Origin of the sequence: Defluviimonas salinarum (genome assembly GCF_026013545.1) — a bacterium.
GTDB lineage: Bacteria > Pseudomonadota > Alphaproteobacteria > Rhodobacterales > Rhodobacteraceae > Albidovulum > Albidovulum salinarum.
Map to the genome: position 1 here is coordinate 1 of NZ_JAPDOG010000045.1, position 22,757 is coordinate 22,757.

21 protein-coding genes and 1 tRNA gene are annotated in these 22,757 nt (G+C 65.1%); all 22 read left to right on the forward strand.

Translation table 11 applies throughout. The features are described from left to right. Positions 1-115: EF-Tu C-terminal domain-related protein (locus OM960_RS23485; protein WP_264773699.1), on the forward strand; the 115-nt coding region annotated here is incomplete at its 5' end. A gap of 358 nt (positions 116-473) precedes the next feature. Then, the gene (locus OM960_RS23490; protein ID WP_263340615.1) at positions 474-707 is read left to right on the forward strand and encodes a hypothetical protein; all 234 of its coding nucleotides are present in this window, start codon (positions 474-476) and stop codon (positions 705-707) included. A gap of 140 nt (positions 708-847) precedes the next feature. Continuing rightward, positions 848-923: transfer RNA gene (locus tag OM960_RS23495), tRNA-Trp, on the forward strand. 219 nt (positions 924-1,142) lie between these two features. Then, positions 1,143-1,967 carry a MipA/OmpV family protein gene (locus tag OM960_RS23500; RefSeq protein ID WP_264773694.1) on the forward strand — a complete coding sequence of 275 codons (825 nt, stop codon included), beginning with the start codon at positions 1,143-1,145 and terminating at the stop codon, positions 1,965-1,967. Between the two features lie 73 nt (positions 1,968-2,040). Continuing rightward, positions 2,041-2,235 (forward strand): preprotein translocase subunit SecE, encoded by a 195-nt coding sequence (secE, locus tag OM960_RS23505; protein WP_263340610.1) that lies wholly within the window; start codon positions 2,041-2,043, stop codon positions 2,233-2,235. Between the two features lie 189 nt (positions 2,236-2,424). After that, positions 2,425-2,958, forward strand: coding sequence for a transcription termination/antitermination protein NusG (gene nusG / locus OM960_RS23510; protein WP_263340607.1), 534 nt, complete (start codon positions 2,425-2,427; stop codon positions 2,956-2,958). 95 nt (positions 2,959-3,053) lie between these two features. Beyond that, positions 3,054-3,506, forward strand: a complete 453-nt coding sequence (gene rplK, locus OM960_RS23515) for a 50S ribosomal protein L11 (RefSeq protein ID WP_263340604.1) — start codon at positions 3,054-3,056, stop codon at positions 3,504-3,506. A 3-nt stretch (positions 3,507-3,509) separates the two neighbouring features. Beyond that, positions 3,510-4,208, forward strand: a complete 699-nt coding sequence (gene rplA / locus OM960_RS23520) for a 50S ribosomal protein L1 (protein WP_264773695.1) — start codon at positions 3,510-3,512, stop codon at positions 4,206-4,208. 240 nt (positions 4,209-4,448) lie between these two features. Further along, on the forward strand, positions 4,449-4,964 hold the full coding sequence (rplJ, locus tag OM960_RS23525) for a 50S ribosomal protein L10 (protein WP_263340598.1): 516 nt from the start codon (positions 4,449-4,451) through the stop codon (positions 4,962-4,964). Positions 4,965-5,030: 66 nt separating this feature from the next. Continuing rightward, complete coding sequence (rplL, locus tag OM960_RS23530) at positions 5,031-5,408, forward strand: 50S ribosomal protein L7/L12 (RefSeq protein WP_263340596.1); 378 nt, start codon at positions 5,031-5,033, stop codon at positions 5,406-5,408. A 256-nt stretch (positions 5,409-5,664) separates the two neighbouring features. Then, a complete protein-coding gene (gene rpoB / locus OM960_RS23535; RefSeq protein ID WP_264773696.1) occupies positions 5,665-9,801 on the forward strand; it encodes a DNA-directed RNA polymerase subunit beta in 4,137 nt (1,378 codons plus the stop codon). 92 nt (positions 9,802-9,893) lie between these two features. Next, the gene (rpoC, locus tag OM960_RS23540) at positions 9,894-14,150 is read left to right on the forward strand and encodes a DNA-directed RNA polymerase subunit beta' (RefSeq protein ID WP_263340595.1); all 4,257 of its coding nucleotides are present in this window, start codon (positions 9,894-9,896) and stop codon (positions 14,148-14,150) included. 141 nt (positions 14,151-14,291) lie between these two features. Then, complete coding sequence (locus OM960_RS23545; RefSeq protein ID WP_264773697.1) at positions 14,292-15,116, forward strand: putative rhamnosyl transferase; 825 nt, start codon at positions 14,292-14,294, stop codon at positions 15,114-15,116. 13 nt (positions 15,117-15,129) lie between these two features. After that, on the forward strand, positions 15,130-16,038 hold the full coding sequence (locus OM960_RS23550; protein ID WP_264773698.1) for a DMT family transporter: 909 nt from the start codon (positions 15,130-15,132) through the stop codon (positions 16,036-16,038). 96 nt (positions 16,039-16,134) lie between these two features. Continuing rightward, complete coding sequence (locus OM960_RS23555; RefSeq protein ID WP_263340587.1) at positions 16,135-16,869, forward strand: glycosyltransferase family 2 protein; 735 nt, start codon at positions 16,135-16,137, stop codon at positions 16,867-16,869. A gap of 3 nt (positions 16,870-16,872) precedes the next feature. Next, positions 16,873-17,178 (forward strand): lipid-A-disaccharide synthase N-terminal domain-containing protein, encoded by a 306-nt coding sequence (locus OM960_RS23560; protein ID WP_263340585.1) that lies wholly within the window; start codon positions 16,873-16,875, stop codon positions 17,176-17,178. Further along, a complete protein-coding gene (locus tag OM960_RS23565; RefSeq protein WP_263340583.1) occupies positions 17,171-18,607 on the forward strand; it encodes an ArnT family glycosyltransferase in 1,437 nt (478 codons plus the stop codon). The genes OM960_RS23560 and OM960_RS23565 overlap by 8 nt, the downstream gene beginning before the upstream one ends. Next, positions 18,594-19,292: a phosphatase PAP2 family protein gene (locus tag OM960_RS23570; protein ID WP_263340581.1), complete on the forward strand. Its 699-nt coding sequence runs from the start codon at positions 18,594-18,596 to the stop codon at positions 19,290-19,292. Before OM960_RS23565 ends, OM960_RS23570 begins: the two co-directional genes overlap by 14 nt. Positions 19,293-19,561: 269 nt before the next feature. Further along, on the forward strand, positions 19,562-19,933 hold the full coding sequence (gene rpsL / locus OM960_RS23575) for a 30S ribosomal protein S12 (RefSeq protein ID WP_263340580.1): 372 nt from the start codon (positions 19,562-19,564) through the stop codon (positions 19,931-19,933). A gap of 12 nt (positions 19,934-19,945) precedes the next feature. Further along, positions 19,946-20,416 carry a 30S ribosomal protein S7 gene (gene rpsG / locus OM960_RS23580; protein ID WP_263340577.1) on the forward strand — a complete coding sequence of 157 codons (471 nt, stop codon included), beginning with the start codon at positions 19,946-19,948 and terminating at the stop codon, positions 20,414-20,416. Between the two features lie 21 nt (positions 20,417-20,437). Beyond that, positions 20,438-22,561: an elongation factor G gene (gene fusA, locus OM960_RS23585; RefSeq protein WP_263340575.1), complete on the forward strand. Its 2,124-nt coding sequence runs from the start codon at positions 20,438-20,440 to the stop codon at positions 22,559-22,561. A gap of 80 nt (positions 22,562-22,641) precedes the next feature. Beyond that, positions 22,642-22,757: GTP-binding protein (locus OM960_RS23590; RefSeq protein ID WP_157958049.1), on the forward strand; the 116-nt coding region annotated here is incomplete at its 3' end.

Here is a 22,757-nt window from a genome sequence, read left to right on the forward strand (position 1 = left end):
GAAGTTCGAGGTCGAGCTGATCGCCCCGATCGCGATGGAAGAGAAGCTCCGCTTCGCCATCCGCGAGGGCGGCCGCACCGTCGGCGCCGGCGTCGTCTCGAAAATCATCAAGTAAGTATCACTCCGCCCGGAGTGCGGGAAAGGCGGCCCTCGGGCCGCCTTTCGTCGTTCTGACGGACCTATCCATCTACGAAATGCCTGTGTGGTGATGCACAGGGAACCTGCGCGTCGTCGCCTTGCGGACGCAAGGCGGCAACACTCGCTGCGTCGTGAACGTTCGATTGCGCAATTCGCGGGCATTCTTGCCTCTGGCACTGCGATAGGGCGCACCGTGTTCACATCAAGCCCATTTTTGCGCGATCCGCCGCGATCAAGGCGTGATTTCCCCTCGTGGACGCCCTTGCCCATCTTGGCCTCATCGGATGCCACCGCACCGAACCAGGCTGAACCGCCACGGAACGAAAGGACACGATATGAAACTCTTCGCCATGACCGCCGCCGCCATCGCCGCCTTCGCCCCGGCCGCTTTCGCGATGACCGAAGCCTCGGTACTCACCGATCTCGACCGCGCCGAAGTCCGCCAGATCGTGCCCGGCGCCGATCTTTCGAACCTGACCGCCGCACAGGAAGCGGCGCTTGCTACGGTGATCTATGGCGGAGACAGCCACGGCGAGAAGGGCGGGCATATCCGCGCGATCCTGAACTGACAGGCAGGCTTTCCACTGCTCACGGATCGGCCGCCCCAGGGGGCGGCCTTTCTTTTCGTGTTCCGGGAGGACGAATGACACTTCGCGCGCTTTTCATTCTTGCCAAGCGATCGCGGCGCGCGTAAACACCCGCTCGGCCTAGGGGTATAGCTCAGTTGGTAGAGCATCGGTCTCCAAAACCGAGGGTCGCGGGTTCGAGTCCTGCTGCCCCTGCCAGGCCGCCTTCCCGCAAGTTACGCCGAACACCGCACCCGATCGAAGCCCCCGCTTCGCGGCTAGCGATATTGTTCATCCACGTCATAAACCCTTGGCAGCAGCCGAGGTTGTTGGAATAGTGGAGTCGGAATGGAAGCAAGAGCCGCTGCGCCAGTGCACACGAGCTATGATTGTGCCGGCAACTCGTGCCGGTCGGATCGCAAGTCGGGAGTCTGGGTTATGAGCTATGCCACCAAGAACCTGATCGCCGCCGCGGTTGCCGGGCTTGCCCTGTCGGGCGCGACCTTCGCTCAGGAGACTTCGGCCGGCGTCTTCGATGCCGGCGGTGCTCTCGACGCCGCCAACCCTGATGTGGTCGTAACGCTCGGTCTTGGCGTTGGCACCGCTCCGGCCTTTCCTGGCTGGGACGATTACGATCTCGGCGCCACCGGTACCTTCCGCTTCGATTTCGTGCGGTTTCCGAACGGCTTTACCTGGGGCTCGCTCGGGTCCGTCGGCTACCGCGAGGGCTTCGGCCTTTACGGCTCGGCCGGGTTCATCGGCGAGCGCAACATCGCCGACTATCCCGAACTCGCCGGGCTCGACGATGTCGACTGGACGCTGGAGCTCGGAATCGGCGCCGGCTACGAGGCGCGGAACTACCGTGCCTTTGGCGACATCCGCTATGGGTTCAACGGCCATGAGGGCTTTGTCGGCACGCTCGGCGCCGATTGGGTGACGCGCCCGACCGATGCGCTGACGGTTTCGCTCGGCCCGCGGATCGGGTTCGGCGACAACACCTATTCGAGCGCCTATTTCGGCGTCACGCCCGCAAATGCCGCCGGCGGTTCGCTTCCGGTGTTCGATGCCAGCGGCGGTCTGGTGAGCGCCGGGATCGAACTGAAATCGACCTATCAGTTCAACGAGCTGTGGGGTGTCGAGGGCCGCGCCTCGTGGAACCGGCTGCTGAACGACGCCGCCGATTCTCCGATCACGCAACTCGGCAGCGCCGACCAATACCGGGTCAGCATCAACCTCATCCGCCGCATCAGCCTCAACTTCTGAAGCCGCTTCAGGGTTGCAACCCTCCGCGCGCCGGCATATCTGCGTGGCGTCGGCGATAGGGAATGAGCGAGAAATGGCCACGAATCCGTTACAGTTCATGCAGCAGGTCCGTTCCGAGGCCGCCAAGGTCCATTGGCCGAACCGCAAGGAAGTGGTCACGACGACGATCATGGTCTTCGTCATGGCCGCGCTGACCTCGGTGTTCTTCTTCCTGGTCGACTTGGTGATCCGCACCGGGCTGGGTGCGATCCTGGGCTTCGGCGGCTGACGCCGGAGGTTCAGGCCCTTCGGTCTTGAAATTCGGCGCGAAGGTCGGTAACTGGGGCGCACTTTCCCGGCACCGGCGCGCAACGATTCGGTATGCGCGCTGTTTTTTGTTCGGGAGAATGCAGGGAAACCTGCGGAAATTACGGGATTTTCCGGCGGCGTGCCGTCGGTCGAGCGAGGTCAGAGGCAGATGGCGAAGCGGTGGTATTCGGTGAGCGTTCTCTCGAATTTCGAGAAGAAGATCGCCGAACAGATCAAGCATGCCGTGGCCGAGAAGGGCCTTCAGGACGAGATCGACGAGGTTCTCGTGCCGACCGAGGAGGTGCTGGAGATTCGCCGCGGCAAGAAGGTGACGTCCGAGCGGCGCTTTATGCCGGGCTACGTGCTCGTGCACATGGAGATGACCGATCGCGGCTATCACCTGATCACCTCGATCAACCGCGTGACCGGTTTCCTCGGCCCTCAGGGCAAGCCGATGCCGATGCGCGACGGCGAGGTCAACCAGATCCTCAACCGCGTCGAGGAAGGCGAGGCCGCGCCGCGCAACCTGATCCGCTTCGAGATCGGCGAGCAGGTCAAGGTCACCGACGGGCCGTTCGACGGCTTCTCGGGCATGGTCGAGGAAGTGGACGAGGATTCGAACCGCCTCAAGGTGACGGTGTCGATCTTCGGCCGGCCGACGCCGGTCGAACTGGAATTCACGCAGGTGCAGAAAGTCGCCTGACGTGTGAGCCGTGGGAGGCGATTCCGGGCCAGGACCGGGAGGACCGAACCACTAAACTTCGTCCTCCGGGGCGACAGTGACAAAGGAGAGGCCTGATGGCCAAGAAGGTAATGGGCAGCCTCAAGCTGCAAATCAAGGCGGGGCAGGCCAACCCCTCGCCCCCCGTTGGTCCGGCGCTCGGTCAGCGCGGCATCAACATCATGGAATTCTGCAAGGCCTTCAACGCGAAGACCCAGGAGATGGAGCCCGGTTCCCCGGTTCCGGTCATCATCACCTACTACGCCGACAAGTCCTTCTCGTTCGAGACCAAGACGGCGCCGGCCTCGTACTACCTGAAGAAGGCCGCGGGCCTGAAGCCGGTGGGCAAGCGCAACCGTCCGAAGGGTTCGACGAAGCCGGGCCGCGAGACCGCGGGCTATGTGACCGTGGCCCAGGTGCGCGAGATCGCCGAAGCCAAGATGAAAGACCTTTCGGCCAACGACGTCGAGGCTGCGATGCAGATCATCCTCGGCTCCGCCCGTTCGATCGGCATCGAGGTGAAGGGGTAAGTCATGGCCAAGATCGGTAAACGCACCACGGCGGCCCGTGCCGCCTTCGAAGGCAAGTCGAACCTCACGGTCGAGGATGCCGTCACCCTGATCAAGGGCGCCGCGTCGGCCAAGTTCGACGAGACGCTGGAAATCGCGATGAACCTCGGCGTCGATCCGCGGCACGCCGACCAGATGGTCCGCGGCGTCGTGACCCTGCCGAACGGCACCGGCAAGACCGTGCGCGTGGCAGTCTTCGCCCGCGGCCCGAAGGCTGACGAAGCCAAGGCGGCCGGCGCGGACATCGTCGGCGCCGAGGACCTGATGGAAACCATCCAGTCCGGCAAGATCGAGTTCGACCGCTGCATCGCGACCCCGGACATGATGCCGATCGTCGGCCGTCTGGGTAAGATCCTCGGCCCGCGCAACCTGATGCCGAACCCGAAGGTCGGCACCGTGACGATGGACGTGAAAGCGGCCGTCGAAGCGGCGAAGGGCGGCGAAGTCCAGTTCAAGGTCGAGAAAGCCGGCGTGATCCACGCGGGCGTCGGCAAAGTGTCGTTCGACGCGGCGAAGCTCGCCGAGAACGTCCGTGCCTTCGTCGATGCGGTCTCGAAGGCCAAGCCGTCGGGCGCGAAGGGCGCGTACCTTAAGAAGGTGTCGCTCTCCTCGACCATGGGGCCGGGCGTCAGCGTCGACCTGATGTCGGCATCGGGCAACTGAGCCCATCAAGAATTTGCCGGGCCCAGGTCCGGTGAATGGCGGGGCGGAAACGCCCCGTCCTGTCCGAGACGGAGGGTGGGGGCGACCCCATAAATCCTTCCTGAGATGGGGAACGAGACGAGATTAGCCGGGGCAAGCCTCGGGCGATCAAGGCCTCGGGACCATCACGGACCCGAACGCTCCCAGACGATCGGGGGCATAAGAGAGCCGGGGGGAAACCCCCATACTTGGAGAGAAACCGTGGATAGAGCCCAGAAAGAGAAAATGGTCGAGGAACTCGGCCAGATCTTCGAAAGCTCTGGCGTCGTGGTGGTTGCCCACTACGAAGGCATGACGGTTGCTCAGATGCAGGACCTGCGCGCGGACATGCGTGCCGCTGGCGGGTCCGTCCGCGTTGCCAAGAACAAGCTCGCCAAGATCGCCCTGGAAGGCAAGCCCTGCGCAAGCATCGGCCAGCTTCTCACGGGCATGACCGTACTCGCCTATTCTGAGGACCCTGTCGCTGCTGCGAAGGTCGCGGATGCATATGCCAAGAAGAACGAAAAGTTCGCGATCCTTGGCGGCGCAATGGGCGATACGGCTCTGGACCAGGCCGGTGTCAAAGCCGTGGCCGCCATGCCGTCGCGTGAAGAGCTCATCGCTCAGATCGTGTCCTGCATCGGCGCCCCCGCTTCGAACATCGCCGGGGCCATTGGCGCGCCTGCTTCGAACATCGCGGGCATCCTTTCCACTCTGGAAGAGCGGGAAGCCGCGTGAGCAACTTCGTGCCTTCGTGGGGCCAAGCCCGACGTTGGAACACCAAACTAGGAACGGAACAGAGAAATGGCTGATCTGAAGAAACTCGCCGAAGAGATCGTGAACCTCACGCTCCTCCAGGCCCAGGAACTGAAAACCATCCTGAAGGACGAATACGGCATCGAGCCGGCTGCCGGTGGCGCCGTCATGATGGCCGGCCCGGCCGCTGGCGCTGCTGCCGAAGCCGCGGAAGAGAAGACCGAGTTCGACGTCGTCCTCACCGACGCCGGCGCGCAGAAGATCAACGTGATCAAGGAAGTGCGCGCGATCACCGGTCTCGGCCTGAAGGAAGCCAAGGACCTCGTCGAGGCCGGTGGCAAGGTCAAGGAAGGCGCGGCGAAGGCCGAAGCCGAAGAGATCAAAAAGAAGCTCGAAGAGGCTGGCGCCAAGGTCGAGCTCAAGTAATCGGGCGGGGCGCTTCGGCGCTCCAACCGCTGTGATTGGCTGGGTCCGGGCAATTCCGGGCCCAGCCGAACCTGTCTTGGAAGGGGCATCGGCCCCCGTGGCGCGAAAGGTGCCCCTTCCAAGGCGCGGTTAAAGGTTCGGGAGCCACCCGGTGGGACGGGGGGCATGAATGGGACCTACCCCCTATTCGCAAGCGGCGCGCTCGTGTGACCCCGACACGGACGCCCCCGCGAAGAGACGAAAGGTGACGACGAGCATGGCTCAGAGCTACGTTGGCCAGAAGCGTATCCGCAGATACTTCGGCAAAATCCGTGAAGTCCTCGAAATGCCGAACCTCATCGAGGTTCAGAAGTCCTCCTACGACCTGTTCCTGAAATCCGGCGACGGCCCGAAGGCCAGCGACGGCGAGGGTATCCAGGGCGTGTTCCAGTCGGTCTTCCCGATCAAGGACTTCAACGAGAACGCGATCCTGGAGTTCGTGAAGTACGAGCTCGAGAAGCCGAAGTACGATGTCGAGGAATGCCAGAGCCGCGACATGACCTATGCCGCGCCGCTGAAGGTGACGCTGCGCCTGATCGTGTTCGATGTCGACGAGGATACCGGCGCGCGCTCGGTCAAGGACATCAAGGAGCAGGACGTCTACATGGGCGACATGCCCCTGATGACGCCGAACGGCACCTTTATCGTCAACGGCACCGAGCGGGTCATCGTGTCCCAGATGCACCGTTCGCCCGGCGTGTTCTTCGACCATGACAAGGGCAAGACCCATGCCTCGGGCAAGCTCCTGTTTGCCTGCCGGATCATTCCCTACCGCGGCTCCTGGCTCGATTTCGAGTTCGACGCCAAGGACATCGTCTTCGCGCGCATCGACCGCCGCCGCAAGCTGCCGGTCACGACGCTACTTTATGCGCTAGGCCTCGACCAGGAAGGCATCATGGATGCCTATTACAACACGGTCGAGTTCAAGCTGAAGAAGAACAAGGGCTGGGTGACCAAGTTCTTCCCCGAGCGCGTGCGCGGCACGCGTCCGACCTATGACCTCGTGGACGCGGCCACGGGCGAGGTGATCTGCAAGGCGGGCGACAAGGTCACGCCGCGCATGGTCAAGAAGCTGCAGGAAGAGGGCAAGGTCACCGAGCTTCTGGTGCCCTTCGACCACATCCTCGGCCGCTATGTCGCCAAGGACATCATCAACGAGGACACTGGCGCGATCTATGTCGAGGCCGGCGACGAGCTGACCCAGACCATCGACAAGGACGGCGAGATCTCCGGCGGCACGCTGAAGGTGCTTCTCGACAACGGCGTCACCGCGATCCCGGTGCTCGACATCGACAACGTCAACGTCGGCGCCTACATCCGCAACACGATGGCGGCGGACAAGAACATGGGCCGCGACGGCGCGCTCATGGACATCTACCGCGTCATGCGCCCGGGCGAGCCGCCCACCGTCGAGGCGGCCTCCGCGCTCTTCGACACGCTGTTCTTCGACAGCGAGCGCTATGACCTCTCGGCCGTCGGCCGGGTGAAGATGAACATGCGCCTCGACCTCGACGCGCCCGACACGATGCGGACGCTGCGCCGCGAGGACATCATCGCCTGCATCAAGGCGCTGGTGGAACTCAGGGACGGCAAGGGCGAGATTGACGACATCGACCACCTCGGCAACCGCCGGGTGCGCTCGGTCGGCGAGCTGATGGAGAACCAGTACCGCGTCGGCCTCCTGCGCATGGAGCGCGCGATCAAGGAGCGGATGTCCTCGGTCGAGATCGACACCGTCATGCCGCAGGACCTGATCAACGCCAAGCCCGCCGCCGCCGCGGTGCGCGAGTTCTTCGGCTCCTCGCAGCTCTCGCAGTTCATGGACCAGACCAACCCGCTGTCGGAAGTGACGCACAAGCGGCGCCTCTCGGCCCTCGGGCCGGGCGGTCTGACCCGTGAGCGCGCCGGTTTCGAGGTCCGCGACGTGCATCCGACCCACTATGGCCGGATGTGCCCGATCGAGACGCCGGAAGGCCCGAACATTGGCCTAATCAACTCGCTCGCCACCTTCGCGCGGGTGAACAAGTACGGCTTCATCGAGACCCCCTACCGCAAGGTGAAGGACGGTCAGGTGACGGACGAAGTGCAGTACATGTCCGCCACCGAGGAGATGCGCCACACGGTCGCCCAGGCCAACGCGCAGCTCGACGATGAGGGTCGCTTCAAGAACGACCTCGTCTCGACGCGCCAGTCGGGCGAATTCATGCTGAACCCGCCCGACGTGATCGACCTGATCGACGTTTCGCCGAAGCAGCTCGTCTCGGTCGCGGCCTCGCTGATCCCGTTCCTCGAGAACGACGACGCGAACCGCGCGCTGATGGGCTCGAACATGCAGCGTCAGGCGGTGCCGCTCCTGCAGGCGGATGCGCCCTTCGTCGGCACCGGCATTGAATCGGTCGTTGCCGAGGATTCCGGCGCAGCGATCATGGCGCGGCGCGGCGGGATCATCGACCAGGTGGACGCCACCCGGATCGTTATCCGCGCGACCGAGGATCTCGAGATCGGCGATGCCGGTGTCGACATCTACCGTCTCCGGAAGTTCCAGCGCTCGAACCAGAACACCTGCATCAACCAGAAGCCTCTGGTGAAGGTCGGCGACAAGGTCGCCAAGGGCGAGGTCATCGCCGACGGCCCGTCGACCGACATGGGCGAGCTCGCGCTCGGCAAGAACGTGATCGTCGCGTTCATGCCGTGGAACGGCTACAACTACGAGGACTCGATCCTCATCTCCGAGCGGATCGTCAAGGACGACGTCTTCACCTCGATCCACATCGAGGAATACGAAGTCGCCGCCCGTGACACCAAGCTCGGGCCTGAGGAAATCACCCGCGACATCCCGAACGTCGGCGAGGAGGCGCTGCGCAACCTCGACGAGGCGGGCATCGTCTACATCGGCGCCGAAGTCGGGCCGGGCGACATCCTCGTGGGCAAGATCACGCCCAAGGGCGAAAGCCCGATGACGCCGGAAGAGAAGCTTCTCCGCGCCATCTTCGGCGAGAAGGCCTCGGACGTGCGCGACACCTCGCTCCGGCTGCCGCCGGGCGACTTCGGCACGGTCGTCGAAGTGCGCGTTTTCAACCGCCACGGCGTGGACAAGGACGAGCGCGCGCTGCAGATCGAGCGCGAGGAAGTCGAGCGTCTTGCGCGTGACCGCGACGACGAGCAGGCGATCCTCGAGCGCAACATCTATGCGCGTCTTAAGTCCATGATCCTCGGCAAGACCGCGGTGAAGGGGCCGAAGGGCATCAAGCCGAACGCCGTGATCGACGAGGACCTGCTCGGCACGCTCTCGCGCGGCCAGTGGTGGCAGCTCGCCCTCGGCGAGGAGCAGGACGCGCAGAACGTCGAGGCGCTGAACGCCCAGTTCGAGGCGCAGAAGCGCGCGCTTGAGCACCGCTTCGAGGACAAGGTCGAGAAGGTTCGCCGGGGCGACGACCTGCCGCCGGGCGTGATGAAGATGGTCAAGGTCTTCGTCGCGGTGAAGCGCAAGCTGCAGCCGGGCGACAAGATGGCGGGCCGTCACGGCAACAAGGGTGTCGTGTCGAAAGTGGTGCCGATGGAGGACATGCCGTTCCTCGCCGACGGCACCCCGGTCGACATGGTGCTGAACCCGCTCGGCGTGCCGTCGCGGATGAACGTCGGTCAGATCCTCGAGACCCACATGGGCTGGGCCGCGCGCGGCCTCGGGCTGAAGATCGACGACGCGCTGCAGGACTACCGCCGGACCGGCGACATGACCCCCGTGCGCGACGCGCTGCGGATCGGCTATGGCGACGATGTCTACGACGAAGCCTTCGCGGGCATGGACGAGGATCGCCTGATCGAGTCCGCTGACGTTGTGAAGAAGGGCGTGCCGATCGCGACGCCGGTCTTCGACGGCGCCAAGGAGGCGGATGTCAACGACGCGCTGAGCCGTGCCGGCTTCGACACGTCGGGCCAGTCGGACCTCTTCGACGGCCGGACGGGCGAGAAGTTCGCGCGGAAGGTTACCGTGGGTGTGAAGTATCTGCTCAAGCTTCACCACCTTGTCGACGACAAGATCCACGCGCGCTCGACCGGGCCTTACAGCCTCGTCACGCAGCAGCCCCTGGGCGGCAAGGCCCAGTTCGGCGGCCAGCGTTTCGGGGAGATGGAGGTCTGGGCGCTGGAAGCCTACGGCGCGGCCTACACCCTGCAGGAGATGCTCACCGTCAAGTCGGACGACGTGGCGGGTCGGACCAAGGTCTACGAGAGCATCGTCAAGGGCGAGGACAACTTCGAGGCCGGCGTGCCGGAATCGTTCAACGTCCTCGTCAAGGAAGTGCGGGGCCTCGGCCTCAACATGGAACTCCTGGATGCAGAGGGTGAGGAATAGGAGACGCGAATTTTCGGCGAAAATTCGTTCTCGATTTTTCGCCGAAAGATCGGCCCCGACCTGACCCGAAGCGCCGTTTCAAGGATTTGAAGATGAACCAGGAACTGACCAACAACCCGTTCAACCCGCTGGCTGCGCCGAAGCAGTTCGACGAGATCAAGATCTCGCTGGCTTCGCCCGAGCGCATTCTCAGCTGGTCCTACGGTGAGATCAAGAAGCCCGAGACGATCAACTATCGCACGTTCAAGCCGGAGCGTGACGGTCTGTTCTGCGCCCGCATCTTCGGGCCGATCAAGGACTATGAATGCCTTTGCGGCAAGTACAAGCGCATGAAGTATCGCGGCGTCGTCTGCGAGAAATGCGGTGTCGAGGTGACGCTCCAGAAGGTGCGCCGCGAGCGGATGGGCCATATCGAACTGGCCGCGCCCGTCGCCCACATCTGGTTCCTGAAGTCGCTGCCGAGCCGCATCGGCCTCATGCTCGACATGACGCTGCGTGACCTCGAGCGCATTCTCTACTTCGAGAACTACGTTGTCATCGAGCCGGGCCTCACGGACCTTTCCTACGGCCAGCTTCTGACCGAAGAGGAATTCCTCGACGCGCAGGACCAGTATGGCGCCGACGCCTTCACCGCCAATATCGGTGCCGAGGCGATCCGCGAGATGCTGGCCGCGATCGACCTCGAGGCCACCGCCGAGCAGCTCCGCGAGGAGCTGAAGGAGGCGACCGGGGAGCTGAAGCCGAAGAAGATCATCAAGCGGCTGAAGATCGTCGAGAACTTCATCGAGTCGGGCAACCGGCCCGAATGGATGGTCCTGACCGTCGTTCCGGTCATTCCGCCGGAACTGCGTCCGCTGGTGCCGCTCGATGGCGGCCGCTTCGCGACCTCGGACCTCAACGACCTCTACCGCCGGGTGATCAACCGGAACAACCGCCTCAAGCGGCTCATCGAGCTGCGTGCGCCCGACATCATCGTCCGCAACGAAAAGCGGATGCTGCAGGAATCGGTCGACGCGCTCTTCGACAACGGCCGCCGCGGCCGCGTCATCACCGGCGCCAACAAGCGCCCGCTGAAGTCGCTGTCGGACATGCTCAAGGGCAAGCAGGGCCGCTTCCGTCAGAACCTCCTCGGCAAGCGCGTGGACTTCTCCGGCCGTTCGGTCATCGTGACCGGCCCGGAACTGAAGCTCCACCAGTGCGGCCTGCCGAAGAAGATGGCGCTCGAGCTTTTCAAGCCGTTCATCTACTCGCGGCTTGAGGCGAAGGGCCTGTCGTCCACCGTCAAGCAGGCGAAGAAGCTTGTCGAGAAAGAGCGCCCGGAGGTCTGGGATATCCTCGACGAGGTGATCCGCGAGCATCCGGTTCTCCTGAACCGCGCGCCGACGCTCCACCGTCTCGGCATCCAGGCTTTCGAGCCGGTGCTGATCGAGGGCAAGGCGATCCAGCTGCATCCGCTCGTCTGCTCGGCCTTCAACGCCGACTTCGACGGCGACCAGATGGCCGTGCACGTCCCGCTCTCGCTGGAAGCCCAGCTTGAGGCGCGCGTCCTGATGATGTCGACGAACAACGTTCTGTCGCCGGCCAACGGCGCGCCGATCATCGTTCCGTCGCAGGACATGGTTCTGGGGCTCTACTACGTCTCGATGATGCGCGAGGGGATGCAGGGTGAGGGCATGGTGTTCTCGTCGGTGGACGAGGTGCAGCACGCGCTCGACGCCGGTGCGGTGCACATGCACTCCAAGATCACCGCGCGGATCCCGCAGATCGACGAGGAAGGCAACGAGGTCCTGAAGCGGTTCGAGACCACGCCGGGTCGGGTGCGGCTCGGTGCGCTCCTGCCGAAAAACGCCAAGGCGCCGTTCGAGCTCGTGAACCGGCTGCTCCGCAAGAAGGACGTGCAGAACGTCATCGACACCGTCTACCGCTATTGCGGCCAGAAGGAGTCGGTCATCTTCTGCGACCAGATCATGGGGCTCGGCTTCCGCGAGGCGTTCAAGGCCGGCATCTCCTTCGGCAAGGACGACATGGTCATTCCGGAGACCAAGTGGACGATCGTCAACGAGGTTCGCGACCAGGTGAAGGAATTCGAACAGCAGTACATGGACGGCCTGATCACCCAGGGTGAGAAGTACAACAAGGTCGTCGATGCCTGGTCGAAATGCTCCGACGCCGTCGCCACCGCGATGATGGGCGAGATCTCGGCGGTGCGCAAAGACGATGCCGGCGCCGAGAAGGAGCCGAACTCGGTCTACATGATGTCGCACTCGGGTGCGCGGGGTTCGCCCGCGCAGATGAAGCAGCTTGGCGGTATGCGCGGCCTGATGGCCAAGCCGTCGGGCGAGATCATCGAGACGCCGATCATCTCGAACTTCAAGGAAGGCCTGACCGTGCTCGAGTACTTCAACTCGACCCACGGCGCCCGGAAGGGTCTTGCCGACACCGCGCTCAAGACGGCGAACTCGGGTTACCTCACCCGCCGTCTCGTCGACGTGGCGCAGGACTGCATCGTGCGGCTGCCGGATTGCGGCACCGACCGGGCGATCACGGCCTCGGCCGCGGTCAATGACGGCGAGGTCGTCTCGCCGCTGTCCGAGCGCATCCTCGGCCGTGTCTCGGCCGATGACGTGCTGGTGCCGGGTTCGGACGAGATCCTGGTCCGCAAGAACGAACTGATCGACGAGCGCAAGGCCGACGCGGTGGAAACCGCCGGTGTCGCCTCGGTGCGGATCCGTTCGGCGCTGACCTGCGAGGCCGAGGAGGGCGTCTGTGCCGCTTGTTACGGCCGCGACCTCGCGCGCGGTACGCTTGTCAACATCGGCGAGGCGGTCGGCATCATCGCCGCCCAGTCGATCGGCGAGCCGGGCACGCAGCTGACGATGCGGACCTTCCACATCGGCGGCATCGCGCAGGGCGGTCAGCAGTCCTTCCAGGAAGCCAGCCAGGAGGGCAAGGTCGAGTTCCGCAACCCGATGCTGCTGGAGAACGCCTCGGGCGAGAACATCGTCATGGGCCGCTCCATGCAGATCGCGATCATCGACGAGAACGGCCAGGAACGGGCGAGCTACAAGCTGAGCTACGGCGCCAAGATCCACGTCAAGGACGGCCATTCCGTCAAGCGTGGCGCCAAGCTCTTCGAGTGGGACCCCTATACTCTGCCGATCATTGCCGAGAAGGCGGGTGTCGCGAAGTTCGTCGACCTCGTCTCGGGAATCTCGGTGCGCGACGACACCGACGAAGCGACCGGCATGACCCAGAAGATCGTGACCGACTGGCGCACCGCGCCGAAGGGCAGCGATCTGAAGCCGGAGATCATCGTCATGGATCCGGCGACGGGCGAGCCGGTGCGCAACGATGCCGGCAACCCGGTTTCCTACCCGATGTCGGTCGACGCGATTCTGTCGATCGAGGACGGTCAGGACATCAAGGCCGGTGACGTGGTGGCCCGTATCCCGCGCGAAGGTGCGCGGACCAAGGACATCACCGGGGGTCTTCCCCGTGTGGCGGAACTCTTCGAAGCCCGCCGTCCGAAGGACCATGCCATCATCGCCGAGATTGAGGGCTATGTCCGCTTCGGCAAGGACTACAAGAACAAGCGTCGGATCACGATCGAGCCGATCGACGAGTCCTTCCAGCCGGTCGAATACATGGTGCCGAAGGGCAAGCACATTCCGGTTCAGGAAGGCGACCATGTGCTCAAGGGCGACTACATCATGGACGGCAACCCGGCGCCGCATGACATCCTGCGCATCATGGGGATCGAGGCTCTGGCCGACTACCTCATCGACGAGGTGCAGGACGTCTACCGGCTCCAGGGCGTGAAGATCAACGACAAGCACATCGAGGTGATCGTTCGCCAGATGCTGCAGAAGATCGAGATCCTCGACTCGGGCGACACCACGCTCCTCAAGGGCGAGCATATCGACAAGTCGGAGTTCGACGAGGAGAACGACAAGGTTACGCATCGTGGCGGGCGTCCCGCGGCGGGCGAGCCGGTTCTGCTCGGCATCACCAAGGCCTCGCTCCAGACCCGGTCGTTCATCTCGGCTGCCTCGTTCCAGGAGACGACGCGGGTCCTGACCGAAGCCTCGGTCATGGGCAAGCGCGACAAGCTCGTCGGCTTGAAGGAGAACGTCATCGTCGGTCGCCTGATCCCGGCAGGGACCGGCGGGGCCACGATGCGCGTGCGCCGCATCGCGCAGGACCGCGATCAGAAGGTGATCGACCAGCGCCGGGCCGAGGCCGAGCAGGCCGCCGCGCTCGCCGCGCCGGCCGAGGAAGTGCTCGACGATGTGATCGAGGTCGAAACCGACAGCAGTCTCGTCGACACGTTCGAGAGCCGCGACAGCTGAGACCGCTGGCCGCGTGACAGGACAGGGCCCCCCGCCGCAAGCGGGGGGCCTTTTCATGCGATTGACAAGGTGCGGGGCGGCTCACATCCTGTCCGCGGCCGCCGCCCGGCCGCACGAAGGCCGAAGCCGGAAGGAATTATCGTGAAAATCCAGGTCCTTGGCGTGTGCCGGTTCTCGCTTCTCGTGCAGGGCGGGTTCCAGCGGATGCCCGAGGACCTCGAAGCGCGCCGCCGTGTCCTTTACGATCCGGCGCGGCTCGAAAGCCGGGTGCTCTGGTTCGAGCATGTGTTCCTGCCCTCGATCCGGGCGCAGACCGACCCCGACTTCACGCTCACCGTCGTCACCGGTTCGGACTTCCCCGACCCCTGGCGCGGCCGGCTTCAGGACCTGATCGCGGGGATCCCGCAGATCGAACTGGTCTTCGTCCCGCCGCATGTCCACCGCGACGCCTGCCGCCCGGTCCTTTGCACCCGCACCGATCCTAAGGCCGACGTCGTCGCGCAGTTCCGGCTTGATGACGACGACGCGGTGGCGGTCGACTTTGTCCGCCGGATTCGCCGCGATTTCCGCACTTTCGCGCGGCCGCTCTACGAGGCCCAAGGCCTGGTCTCCATCGACTATTGCCGGGGCTTCGCGCTCACGGGGTTTGGGGCGAGGGCGGCGCTGCATTTCGTGAGCGCGCCGCTCTGGACCCCCGCCCTCACCGTCTGCGTGCCGCCCAGCCACGAGAAATCGGTCCTCGACTATCCTCACCATCTGCTCTTCCGGCACATGCCGGGTATCAGCCTCAACGACCGGCTGATGTTCGTGCGTGGCTTCCACGACAGCAACGACAGCAGCTTTCCCGCGCGCAACCTCTCCGCTCCGATTGCGCCAGACGAGGCGGCCGACTGGACCGCCCGGCGCTTCGGCATCGACTTCGACCGGTTCTCCGCCGCGCTCGCGGCCGCGCCGGTCGCAGGCTGAGCGCGAGGCGGGAATGCAGGACCGGGACAATCTCAGCAGTGCGCTCTACATGACGGTCGCGATGGCGGCCTTCACCTTCAACGATACCTGCATGAAGATGGTGGCCGCCGAGCTGCCGCTGCCCCAGGCGATCCTCCTGCGCGGGCTCATCGCGATGGCCGCGCTCGCGATCATAGGCCTTCGCACGGGCCGGAAGCAGCTTCGCCTTGGCGCGGAGGATGGGCGCCGCCTAGGTCTGCGTTCGGTGGCGGAGGTGGCGGCGACGCTGACCTTCCTGGCCGCCCTGCGCCACATGCCGCTTGCCAATCTCTCGGCGATCATGCAGGCGCTGCCGCTCGCGGTGACCCTCGGCGCGGCGCTCTTTCTGGCCGAGCCCGTCGGCTGGCGGCGGATGGCGGCGATCGCCGCGGGCTTCTTCGGGGTGGTGCTGATCGTGCGGCCGGGCACGGACGGCTTCGACACCTGGTCGGTTCTCGGTCTCGCCTCGGTCGCCTGCGTCGTCCTGCGCGACCTCGCGACGCGCCGGCTGTCGGGCGCGATACCCTCGGCCACGGTCGCCTTCTACGCCGCCACGGCGGTGACGCTGGCCGGCGCGGCGCTTGTTCCCATGGCAGGCTGGGCGCCGCTCGACCTTCGCCTGGCGGCGCTCATCGTCACCGCGGCGGGGTTCCTGATCGTCGGCTATCTCTTCATCGTGATGGCGATGCGGGTGGGCGAGATCGGCCTCGTCGCGCCGTTCCGCTACACCGCGCTCGTCTTCGCGATCGCGCTCGGTTGGCTCGTCTTCGGCCAGTTGCCCGACATGCTCACGCTCACGGGCGCTGCAATCGTCGTGGCGACCGGGCTCTACACCTTCCACCGCGAACGGCGGCTCGGCCGCAGGGTCGCCGCGCCCGACAAGGCGCCGCTTCGACTGCGCTAGGGCAGCGGCCGGGCGCCTGCATTTACAAACGGGGTTGCGTGCAGTACCACGCGCGAGGTACGGCGCATCCTTCGAAGGGCGAAATCCGGGCTTCTCATGGTCACTGTTTCCATCGTTATCCCCGCGAAGAACGAGGCGGAGAACATCACCGGCCTGCTCGACGCGATCGACGCAGCCTGCACGCCGCATGTCGACCACGAGGTCATCGTCGTCGATGACGGCTCCGACGACGACACAGCCCGCGTCGTGTGGCGGCGCATGGAGAGCCATCCGAACCTGCGGCTCATCCGCCACGACGTCTCGGGCGGCCAGAGTGCCGCCGTCCACAGCGGCGTCCTTGCCGCGAAGGGCGGCATCGTCTGCACGCTCGACGGCGACGGCCAGAACCCGCCGGAGGAATTGCCGAAGCTCTTCGCGCCGCTGCTCGCGCCGGGGTCCGAGGCGATCGGCATCGTCGCGGGCCAGCGGGTCGGGCGGCAGGACACGATGTCGAAGAAGCTCGCCTCGCGCTTTGCCAACACGATCCGGTCCTGGGCGCTGCAGGACGGCACGCGAGACACCGGCTGCGGGCTCAAGGGCTTCCGCCGCGATGCGTTCCTGCGGCTGCCGTTCTTCAACCACATGCATCGCTACCTGCCCGCGCTTTTCGCCCGCGACGGCTGGCAGGTCGCGCATGTCGACGTCAGCCACCGGCCGCGCGGCGGCGGGCGGTCGAAGTACAACAACCTCCAGCGCGGGCTCGTCGGCGCGGTGGATCTGCTCGGCGTGATGTGGCTCTTGCGGCGGCGCAAGAAGTCGCGGCCGGCCGAGGCCGAGGCGGAGCGGGGCTGAGGCATGGACAAGATTTTCGCGGTTCTCCATGTCGAGAGCTGGACCGAGTTCTGGTGGGTCGCCTTCGGTCTTTTCGGTCAGCTCATGTTCACCGGGCGCTTCCTCGTGCAATGGATCGCCTCGGAGCGGGCGCGGAAATCCATCGTTCCGCTTGCCTTCTGGTACTTCTCGCTGGCAGGCGGGCTGATCCTCTTCGCCTATGCGGTCTACCGCAAGGATCCTGTCTTCGTGCTCGGACAGTCGCTCGGCGTTTTCATCTATGCGCGCAATCTCTGGCTCATCCGCCGCGAAAGACGGGGCGATGCCTGATCGTTCAGGCTGGTTTCCCCGCGCGGTCCTCGTCGTCGGCGCGCTGACGCTCGCGCGGATCGTCGCACTCTGGTTCGACCGGACCGACCTTTTCGTCGACGAGAGCCAGTACTGGCTCTGGGGCCAGCGGCTCGACTTCGGCTACTACTCCAAGCCGCCATTGATCGCCTGGGTGATCCGTGCCGCGACCGAGCTTGCCGGAAGCGACGCGCCGTTCTGGATCCGGCTGCCTGGCTTGCTCTTCCACGGCGCGACGGCGCTCATTCTTGGCACATTGGCGGCACGGCTCTTCTCGGCACGCGCGGCACTCTGGGTCGCGGTCAGCTATGCGACACTGCCGATGGTGGCGCTCGGCAGCCTCCTCATTTCGACCGACACGATCATGGCGCCGTTCTTCGCGGCGGCGCTCTATTTCTACTTCCGCGCGGTCGAAGCCGGCCGGGCGCGCTTCGCGGCGCTCGCCGGTGCCGCGGCCGGGGTCGCTTTCCTCGCCAAATATGCCGCGGTCTACTTCCTCCTCGGAGCGGCGCTCGCCTCGGTCGTGCCGGCCGCGCGGCTTTCGGGCCGGGCCTGGGCAGCGATGCTGGCGGCCTTCGCGGTGACGATCCTGCCCAACGTCGCCTGGAACCTCGGCCACGACCTGACCACGGTCGAGCATACGATGGACAATGTCGGCTGGGTGCGCGAGGCGTCCTGGTACGCGAGCCTCAATCCCGGCGGGCTGACTTCGTTCCTGTTCGCGCAGTTCGGTGTCTTTGGCCCGGTCCTCGTCGGTGCGCTGCTCTGGGGCTATGCGACGCCGGGATCGGCGACGGTCCGGGCCCTCGTCGCCTTCTCGCTCCCGGTCCTCGTCATCGTCAGCGTCCAAGCGCTTTTGATGGGGGCGCAGGCGAACTGGGCGGTCGCGGCCTATTTCCCCGGCACGCTGATCGCGGTGCCTTTGCTGCTGGTCCGAGCGCCGCGCCTCCTCGCGCTCTCGCTCGCTGTAAACGGCACGGTCGCTATACTTCTGCCGGTCCTGACCGTCATCGCGCCCGCACCCGAATGGCAGGGCCGGCCGCTCGCCGCGCGCTATCTCGGCCGCGCCGATCTCAGCCGCCAGATCATCGCGGCGGCCAGGGAGGCGGGCACGGAGACCGTCGTGATCGACAACCGCGACATGATCGCCGATCTCTTCCATACCGGCGACGGGAGCGGACTTGCCTTCCGCACCCCGCGGCCCGTGGGACGCCCGGCGAGCTACTACGAGCAGAACTTCCCGTTGGAAGACGATGCGGGCGAGGTGCTCTTCGTCTCGATCGCCCCCCCGGTTTGCGGCGGCGCGGCGGCGGAGCCGGTCGCAGAGCTCGACACCACGAACGGCGCCTATTTCCGTCGAAAGCTCACCGCCTACCTCGTTCCCGCGGAGTGCCTGAATGCCCGGCCTTGACCACATCCGCGCCGCGCTCTGGCTTGTGGCCGCGACTCTCGCGGCCACGGGCGTCTTCGCGCTCTGGCCGGGGCTCGATCTCGCGGTTTCGGCGCTGTTCTACACGCCCGGCGCAGGCTTCCCGATGTCGGGCGATCCTCTGGTCGAGGGCCTGCGCAACTTCATCTGGGATCTGTCGATCGGCGCGGTGCTGCTTTCGGCGGTGGCGCTGATCCTCGCCGCGATCCGCAGGCCGGTGCCGGGCTTCGGCGCACGGAAGGCCGGATTCGTCTTCCTGCTCTATCTCCTCGGTCCGATCCTTGCTGTCAATGCGGGCCTGAAGCAGCACTGGGGCCGGGCGCGGCCCGCCGACATTTCCGAGTTCGGCGGCGCGGCGAGCTTCACGCCGCCCTGGCTACCGGCCGACCAATGCGTCTCGAACTGCTCCTTCGTCTCGGGCGAGGGCTCGGCCGCGACCGCGCTGGCGCTGACCTTCCTTGTCCTCGCCCCGGTCGTCCGCAGGCAGGTCCCCGGCTGGGCCTTCCGCCTCTATGCCGCGGCGGGGGTGATCCTGCCGGCGATCGGGATTGCGCTGCGGGTGACCACCGGGCGGCATTTCCTCTCCGACACGGTCTTCGCAATGCTTCTCGTCCTCGCTCTCGCGCTCGTGCTGCACCGGCTCATCCTTGCGACGGGCAGGGGCTGAGGCCCTTGTTGACAAGCCCCGCGACTCCCCCTATACGGCGCCCACTCGGCCACGGGTGTATTGCGCGTGGACTTGTATCAGAACTGAAGTGGTCATGATCCGGGCCTTAAAGCCCCGATCCTCTGGAATTCCACCGCGTCGCCCCCGCGAAGGGGACGAATGCGGTTTTGGTGTTTTGCGGACGCGCAGGGCACGACATGAGCGAAAAGCCCCCGGAAACGTCGCTGACGGGCGATCGTTGATCGGGCTGCAAACAAAGGCGAGAGTTAATGCCGACGATTCAACAGCTGATCCGGAAGCCCCGGGAAGCCAAGCCGCAGAAGTCCAAGTCCCAGCACCTGGAATCCTGCCCGCAGAAGCGCGGGGTCTGCACCCGCGTCTACACCACCACGCCGAAGAAGCCGAACTCGGCTATGCGTAAGGTGGCCAAGGTCCGTCTGACCAACGGCTTCGAGGTGATCAGCTACATCCCCGGCGAGAAGCACAACCTTCAGGAACACTCCGTGGTCCTGATCCGCGGCGGCCGGGTGAAAGACCTTCCGGGCGTGCGTTACCACATCCTGCGCGGTGTCCTCGATACCCAGGGTGTCAAAGATCGTCGTCAGCGCCGCTCGAAATACGGCGCGAAGCGTCCGAAATAAGGAGATCAAGAGATGTCCCGCCGTCACGCCGCCGAAAAGCGCGAAGTTCTGCCCGATGCCAAGTTTGGCGATCGGGTTCTGACGAAATTCATGAACAACCTGATGGTCGACGGCAAGAAGTCCGTCGCCGAGCGCATCGTCTACAACGCGCTTGACCGCGTCGAAGGCAAGCTGAAGCGCTCGCCGGTCGAGTGCTTCCACGAAGCCCTCGACAACGTGAAGCCGTCGCTCGAAGTGCGTTCGCGCCGCGTCGGCGGTGCGACCTACCAGGTGCCGGTCGAGGTTCGCCCGGAGCGCCGCGAGGCGCTGGCGATCCGCTGGCTCATCACCGCCGCGAAGAACCGCAACGAGAACACGATGGAAGAGCGTCTGGCCGGCGAGCTGACCGACGCCGTCAACGGTCGTGGCACCGCGGTGAAGAAGCGCGAAGACACCCACAAGATGGCCGACGCGAACAAAGCGTTCAGCCATTACCGCTGGTAACTCCGAAGGAAGGCAAGAGAGATGGCACGCGACTATCCGCTGCAGCGATACCGCAACTTCGGGATCATGGCCCACATCGACGCGGGCAAGACGACCACGACCGAGCGGATCCTCTACTACACCGGCAAGTCCCACAAGATCGGCGAAGTCCACGACGGCGCCGCGACCATGGACTGGATGGAGCAGGAGCAGGAGCGTGGCATCACGATCACCTCGGCTGCGACCACCACGTTCTGGCAGCGCCAGGAAGACCCGACCGCCGAGGGCACTTCGGACACCAAGTTCCGTTTCAACATCATCGACACCCCGGGCCACGTCGACTTCACCATTGAAGTCGAGCGTTCGCTCGCGGTTCTCGACGGTGCCGTCTGCCTTCTCGACGCCAACGCCGGCGTCGAGCCCCAGACCGAAACGGTGTGGCGTCAGGCCGACCGCTACAAGGTCCCGCGGATCGTGTTCGTCAACAAGATGGACAAGATCGGCGCCGACTTCTTCAACTGCGTGAAGATGATCAAGGACCGCACCGGCGCGACCCCGGCCCCGATCGCTCTGCCGATCGGCGCCGAGGACAAGCTCGAGGGCATCGTCGACCTGATCAAGATGGAAGAGTGGGTCTGGCAGGGTGAAGACCTCGGCGCCTCCTGGAAGCGCCAGCCGATCCGCGAAGAGCTTTCCGACCTCGCCGACGAATGGCGCGGCAAGCTCGTCGAGCTCGCCGTCGAGCTGGACGACGCGGCGATGGAAGCCTACCTCGAGGGCAACGAGCCCGACGAGGCGACGCTGCGCAAGCTGATCCGCAAGGGCTGCCTCTCGATGGCCTTCGTTCCGGTCACCGCCGGCTCGGCCTTCAAGAACAAGGGCGTCCAGCCGCTCCTCAACGCGGTCATCGACTACCTGCCGTCGCCCCTGGACGTGCCGGCCTACATGGGCTTCAAGCCGGGTGACGAGACCGAAACCCGCGACATCGCGCGTTCGGCCGACGACACCCAGCCCTTCGCGGCGCTGGCGTTCAAGATCATGAACGACCCGTTCGTCGGCTCGCTCACCTTCACCCGGATCTACTCGGGCGTCCTCAAGAAGGGCGACCAGATGATCAACTCGACCAAGGAGCGCCGCGAGCGCGTTGGCCGGATGATGATGATGCACGCCATCAACCGGGAAGAGATCGACGAAGCCTTCGCCGGCGACATCATCGCGCTGGCGGGTCTCAAGGAAACCACCACCGGCGACACGCTCTGCGATCCGTCGAACCAGGTGGTCCTCGAAACCATGACCTTCCCGCAGCCGGTGATCGAGATCGCCGTCGAGCCGAAGTCGAAAGCCGACCAGGAGAAGATGGGCATCGCCCTCGCTCGCCTCGCGGCCGAAGATCCGTCCTTCCGCGTCGAGACCGATCTCGAATCGGGCCAGACGATCATGAAGGGCATGGGCGAACTTCACCTCGACATCCTCGTCGACCGCATGAAGCGGGAGTTCAAGGTCGAGGCGAACATCGGTGCGCCGCAGGTGGCCTACCGCGAGACCATCTCGCGCGAAGCCGAGATCGACTACACCCACAAGAAGCAGACCGGCGGTACCGGCCAGTTCGCCCGCGTCAAGCTGGTGATCACCCCGGTCGAGCCGGGTGTCGGCTACTCGTTCGAGTCGAAGATCGTCGGCGGTGCGGTTCCGAAGGAATACATCCCGGGCGTCGAGAAGGGCATCAAGTCGGTCATGGACTCCGGTCCGCTCGCCGGCTTCCCGGTGATCGACTTCAAGGTGGCGCTGATCGACGGTGCCTTCCACGACGTCGACTCCTCGGTGCTCGCGTTCGAGATCGCGTCCCGTGCGGCGATGCGCGAAGGCCTGAAGAAGGCCGGCGCGAAGCTCCTCGAGCCGATCATGAAGGTCGAAGTGGTGACCCCGGAAGAATACACCGGCGGCATCATCGGCGACCTCACGTCGCGCCGGGGCATGGTGCAGGGTCAGGACACGCGCGGCAACGCCAACGTGATCAACGCCTTCGTGCCGCTCGCCAACATGTTCGGCTACATCAACAACCTGCGCTCGATGTCCTCGGGCCGCGCGGTCTTCACGATGCAGTTCGACCACTACGAGGCCGTGCCGCAGAACATCTCGGACGAGATCCAGAAGAAGTACGCATGAGTTTTCGGTGCGCCGTGACGGCGCACCCTACCCACCCGTAGGGCGCTCACCAGCGCACCGACCAGAGACAGGAGGCCATCATGGCAAAGGCAAAATTCGAACGGACGAAACCGCACGTGAACATCGGGACCATCGGTCACGTTGACCACGGCAAGACGACGCTGACGGCGGCGATCACGAAGTATTTCGGCGACTT

Coding starts and splice junctions, on each gene's coding strand:
- rpoB (WP_264773696.1), top strand. CDS start 5,665: ATGGCTCAGAGCTACGTTGGCCAGAAGCGTATCCGCAGATACTTCGGC.
- OM960_RS23550 (WP_264773698.1), top strand. CDS start 15,130: ATGCAGGACCGGGACAATCTCAGCAGTGCGCTCTACATGACGGTCGCG.
- OM960_RS23570 (WP_263340581.1), top strand. CDS start 18,594: ATGCCCGGCCTTGACCACATCCGCGCCGCGCTCTGGCTTGTGGCCGCG.
- OM960_RS23565 (WP_263340583.1), top strand. CDS start 17,171: ATGCCTGATCGTTCAGGCTGGTTTCCCCGCGCGGTCCTCGTCGTCGGC.
- OM960_RS23555 (WP_263340587.1), top strand. CDS start 16,135: ATGGTCACTGTTTCCATCGTTATCCCCGCGAAGAACGAGGCGGAGAAC.
- rpsL (WP_263340580.1), top strand. CDS start 19,562: ATGCCGACGATTCAACAGCTGATCCGGAAGCCCCGGGAAGCCAAGCCG.
- rplL (WP_263340596.1), top strand. CDS start 5,031: ATGGCTGATCTGAAGAAACTCGCCGAAGAGATCGTGAACCTCACGCTC.
- OM960_RS23490 (WP_263340615.1), top strand. CDS start 474: ATGAAACTCTTCGCCATGACCGCCGCCGCCATCGCCGCCTTCGCCCCG.
- OM960_RS23500 (WP_264773694.1), top strand. CDS start 1,143: ATGAGCTATGCCACCAAGAACCTGATCGCCGCCGCGGTTGCCGGGCTT.
- nusG (WP_263340607.1), top strand. CDS start 2,425: ATGGCGAAGCGGTGGTATTCGGTGAGCGTTCTCTCGAATTTCGAGAAG.
- rpoC (WP_263340595.1), top strand. CDS start 9,894: ATGAACCAGGAACTGACCAACAACCCGTTCAACCCGCTGGCTGCGCCG.
- rplK (WP_263340604.1), top strand. CDS start 3,054: ATGGCCAAGAAGGTAATGGGCAGCCTCAAGCTGCAAATCAAGGCGGGG.
- fusA (WP_263340575.1), top strand. CDS start 20,438: ATGGCACGCGACTATCCGCTGCAGCGATACCGCAACTTCGGGATCATG.
- secE (WP_263340610.1), top strand. CDS start 2,041: ATGGCCACGAATCCGTTACAGTTCATGCAGCAGGTCCGTTCCGAGGCC.
- rplA (WP_264773695.1), top strand. CDS start 3,510: ATGGCCAAGATCGGTAAACGCACCACGGCGGCCCGTGCCGCCTTCGAA.
- OM960_RS23560 (WP_263340585.1), top strand. CDS start 16,873: ATGGACAAGATTTTCGCGGTTCTCCATGTCGAGAGCTGGACCGAGTTC.
- rpsG (WP_263340577.1), top strand. CDS start 19,946: ATGTCCCGCCGTCACGCCGCCGAAAAGCGCGAAGTTCTGCCCGATGCC.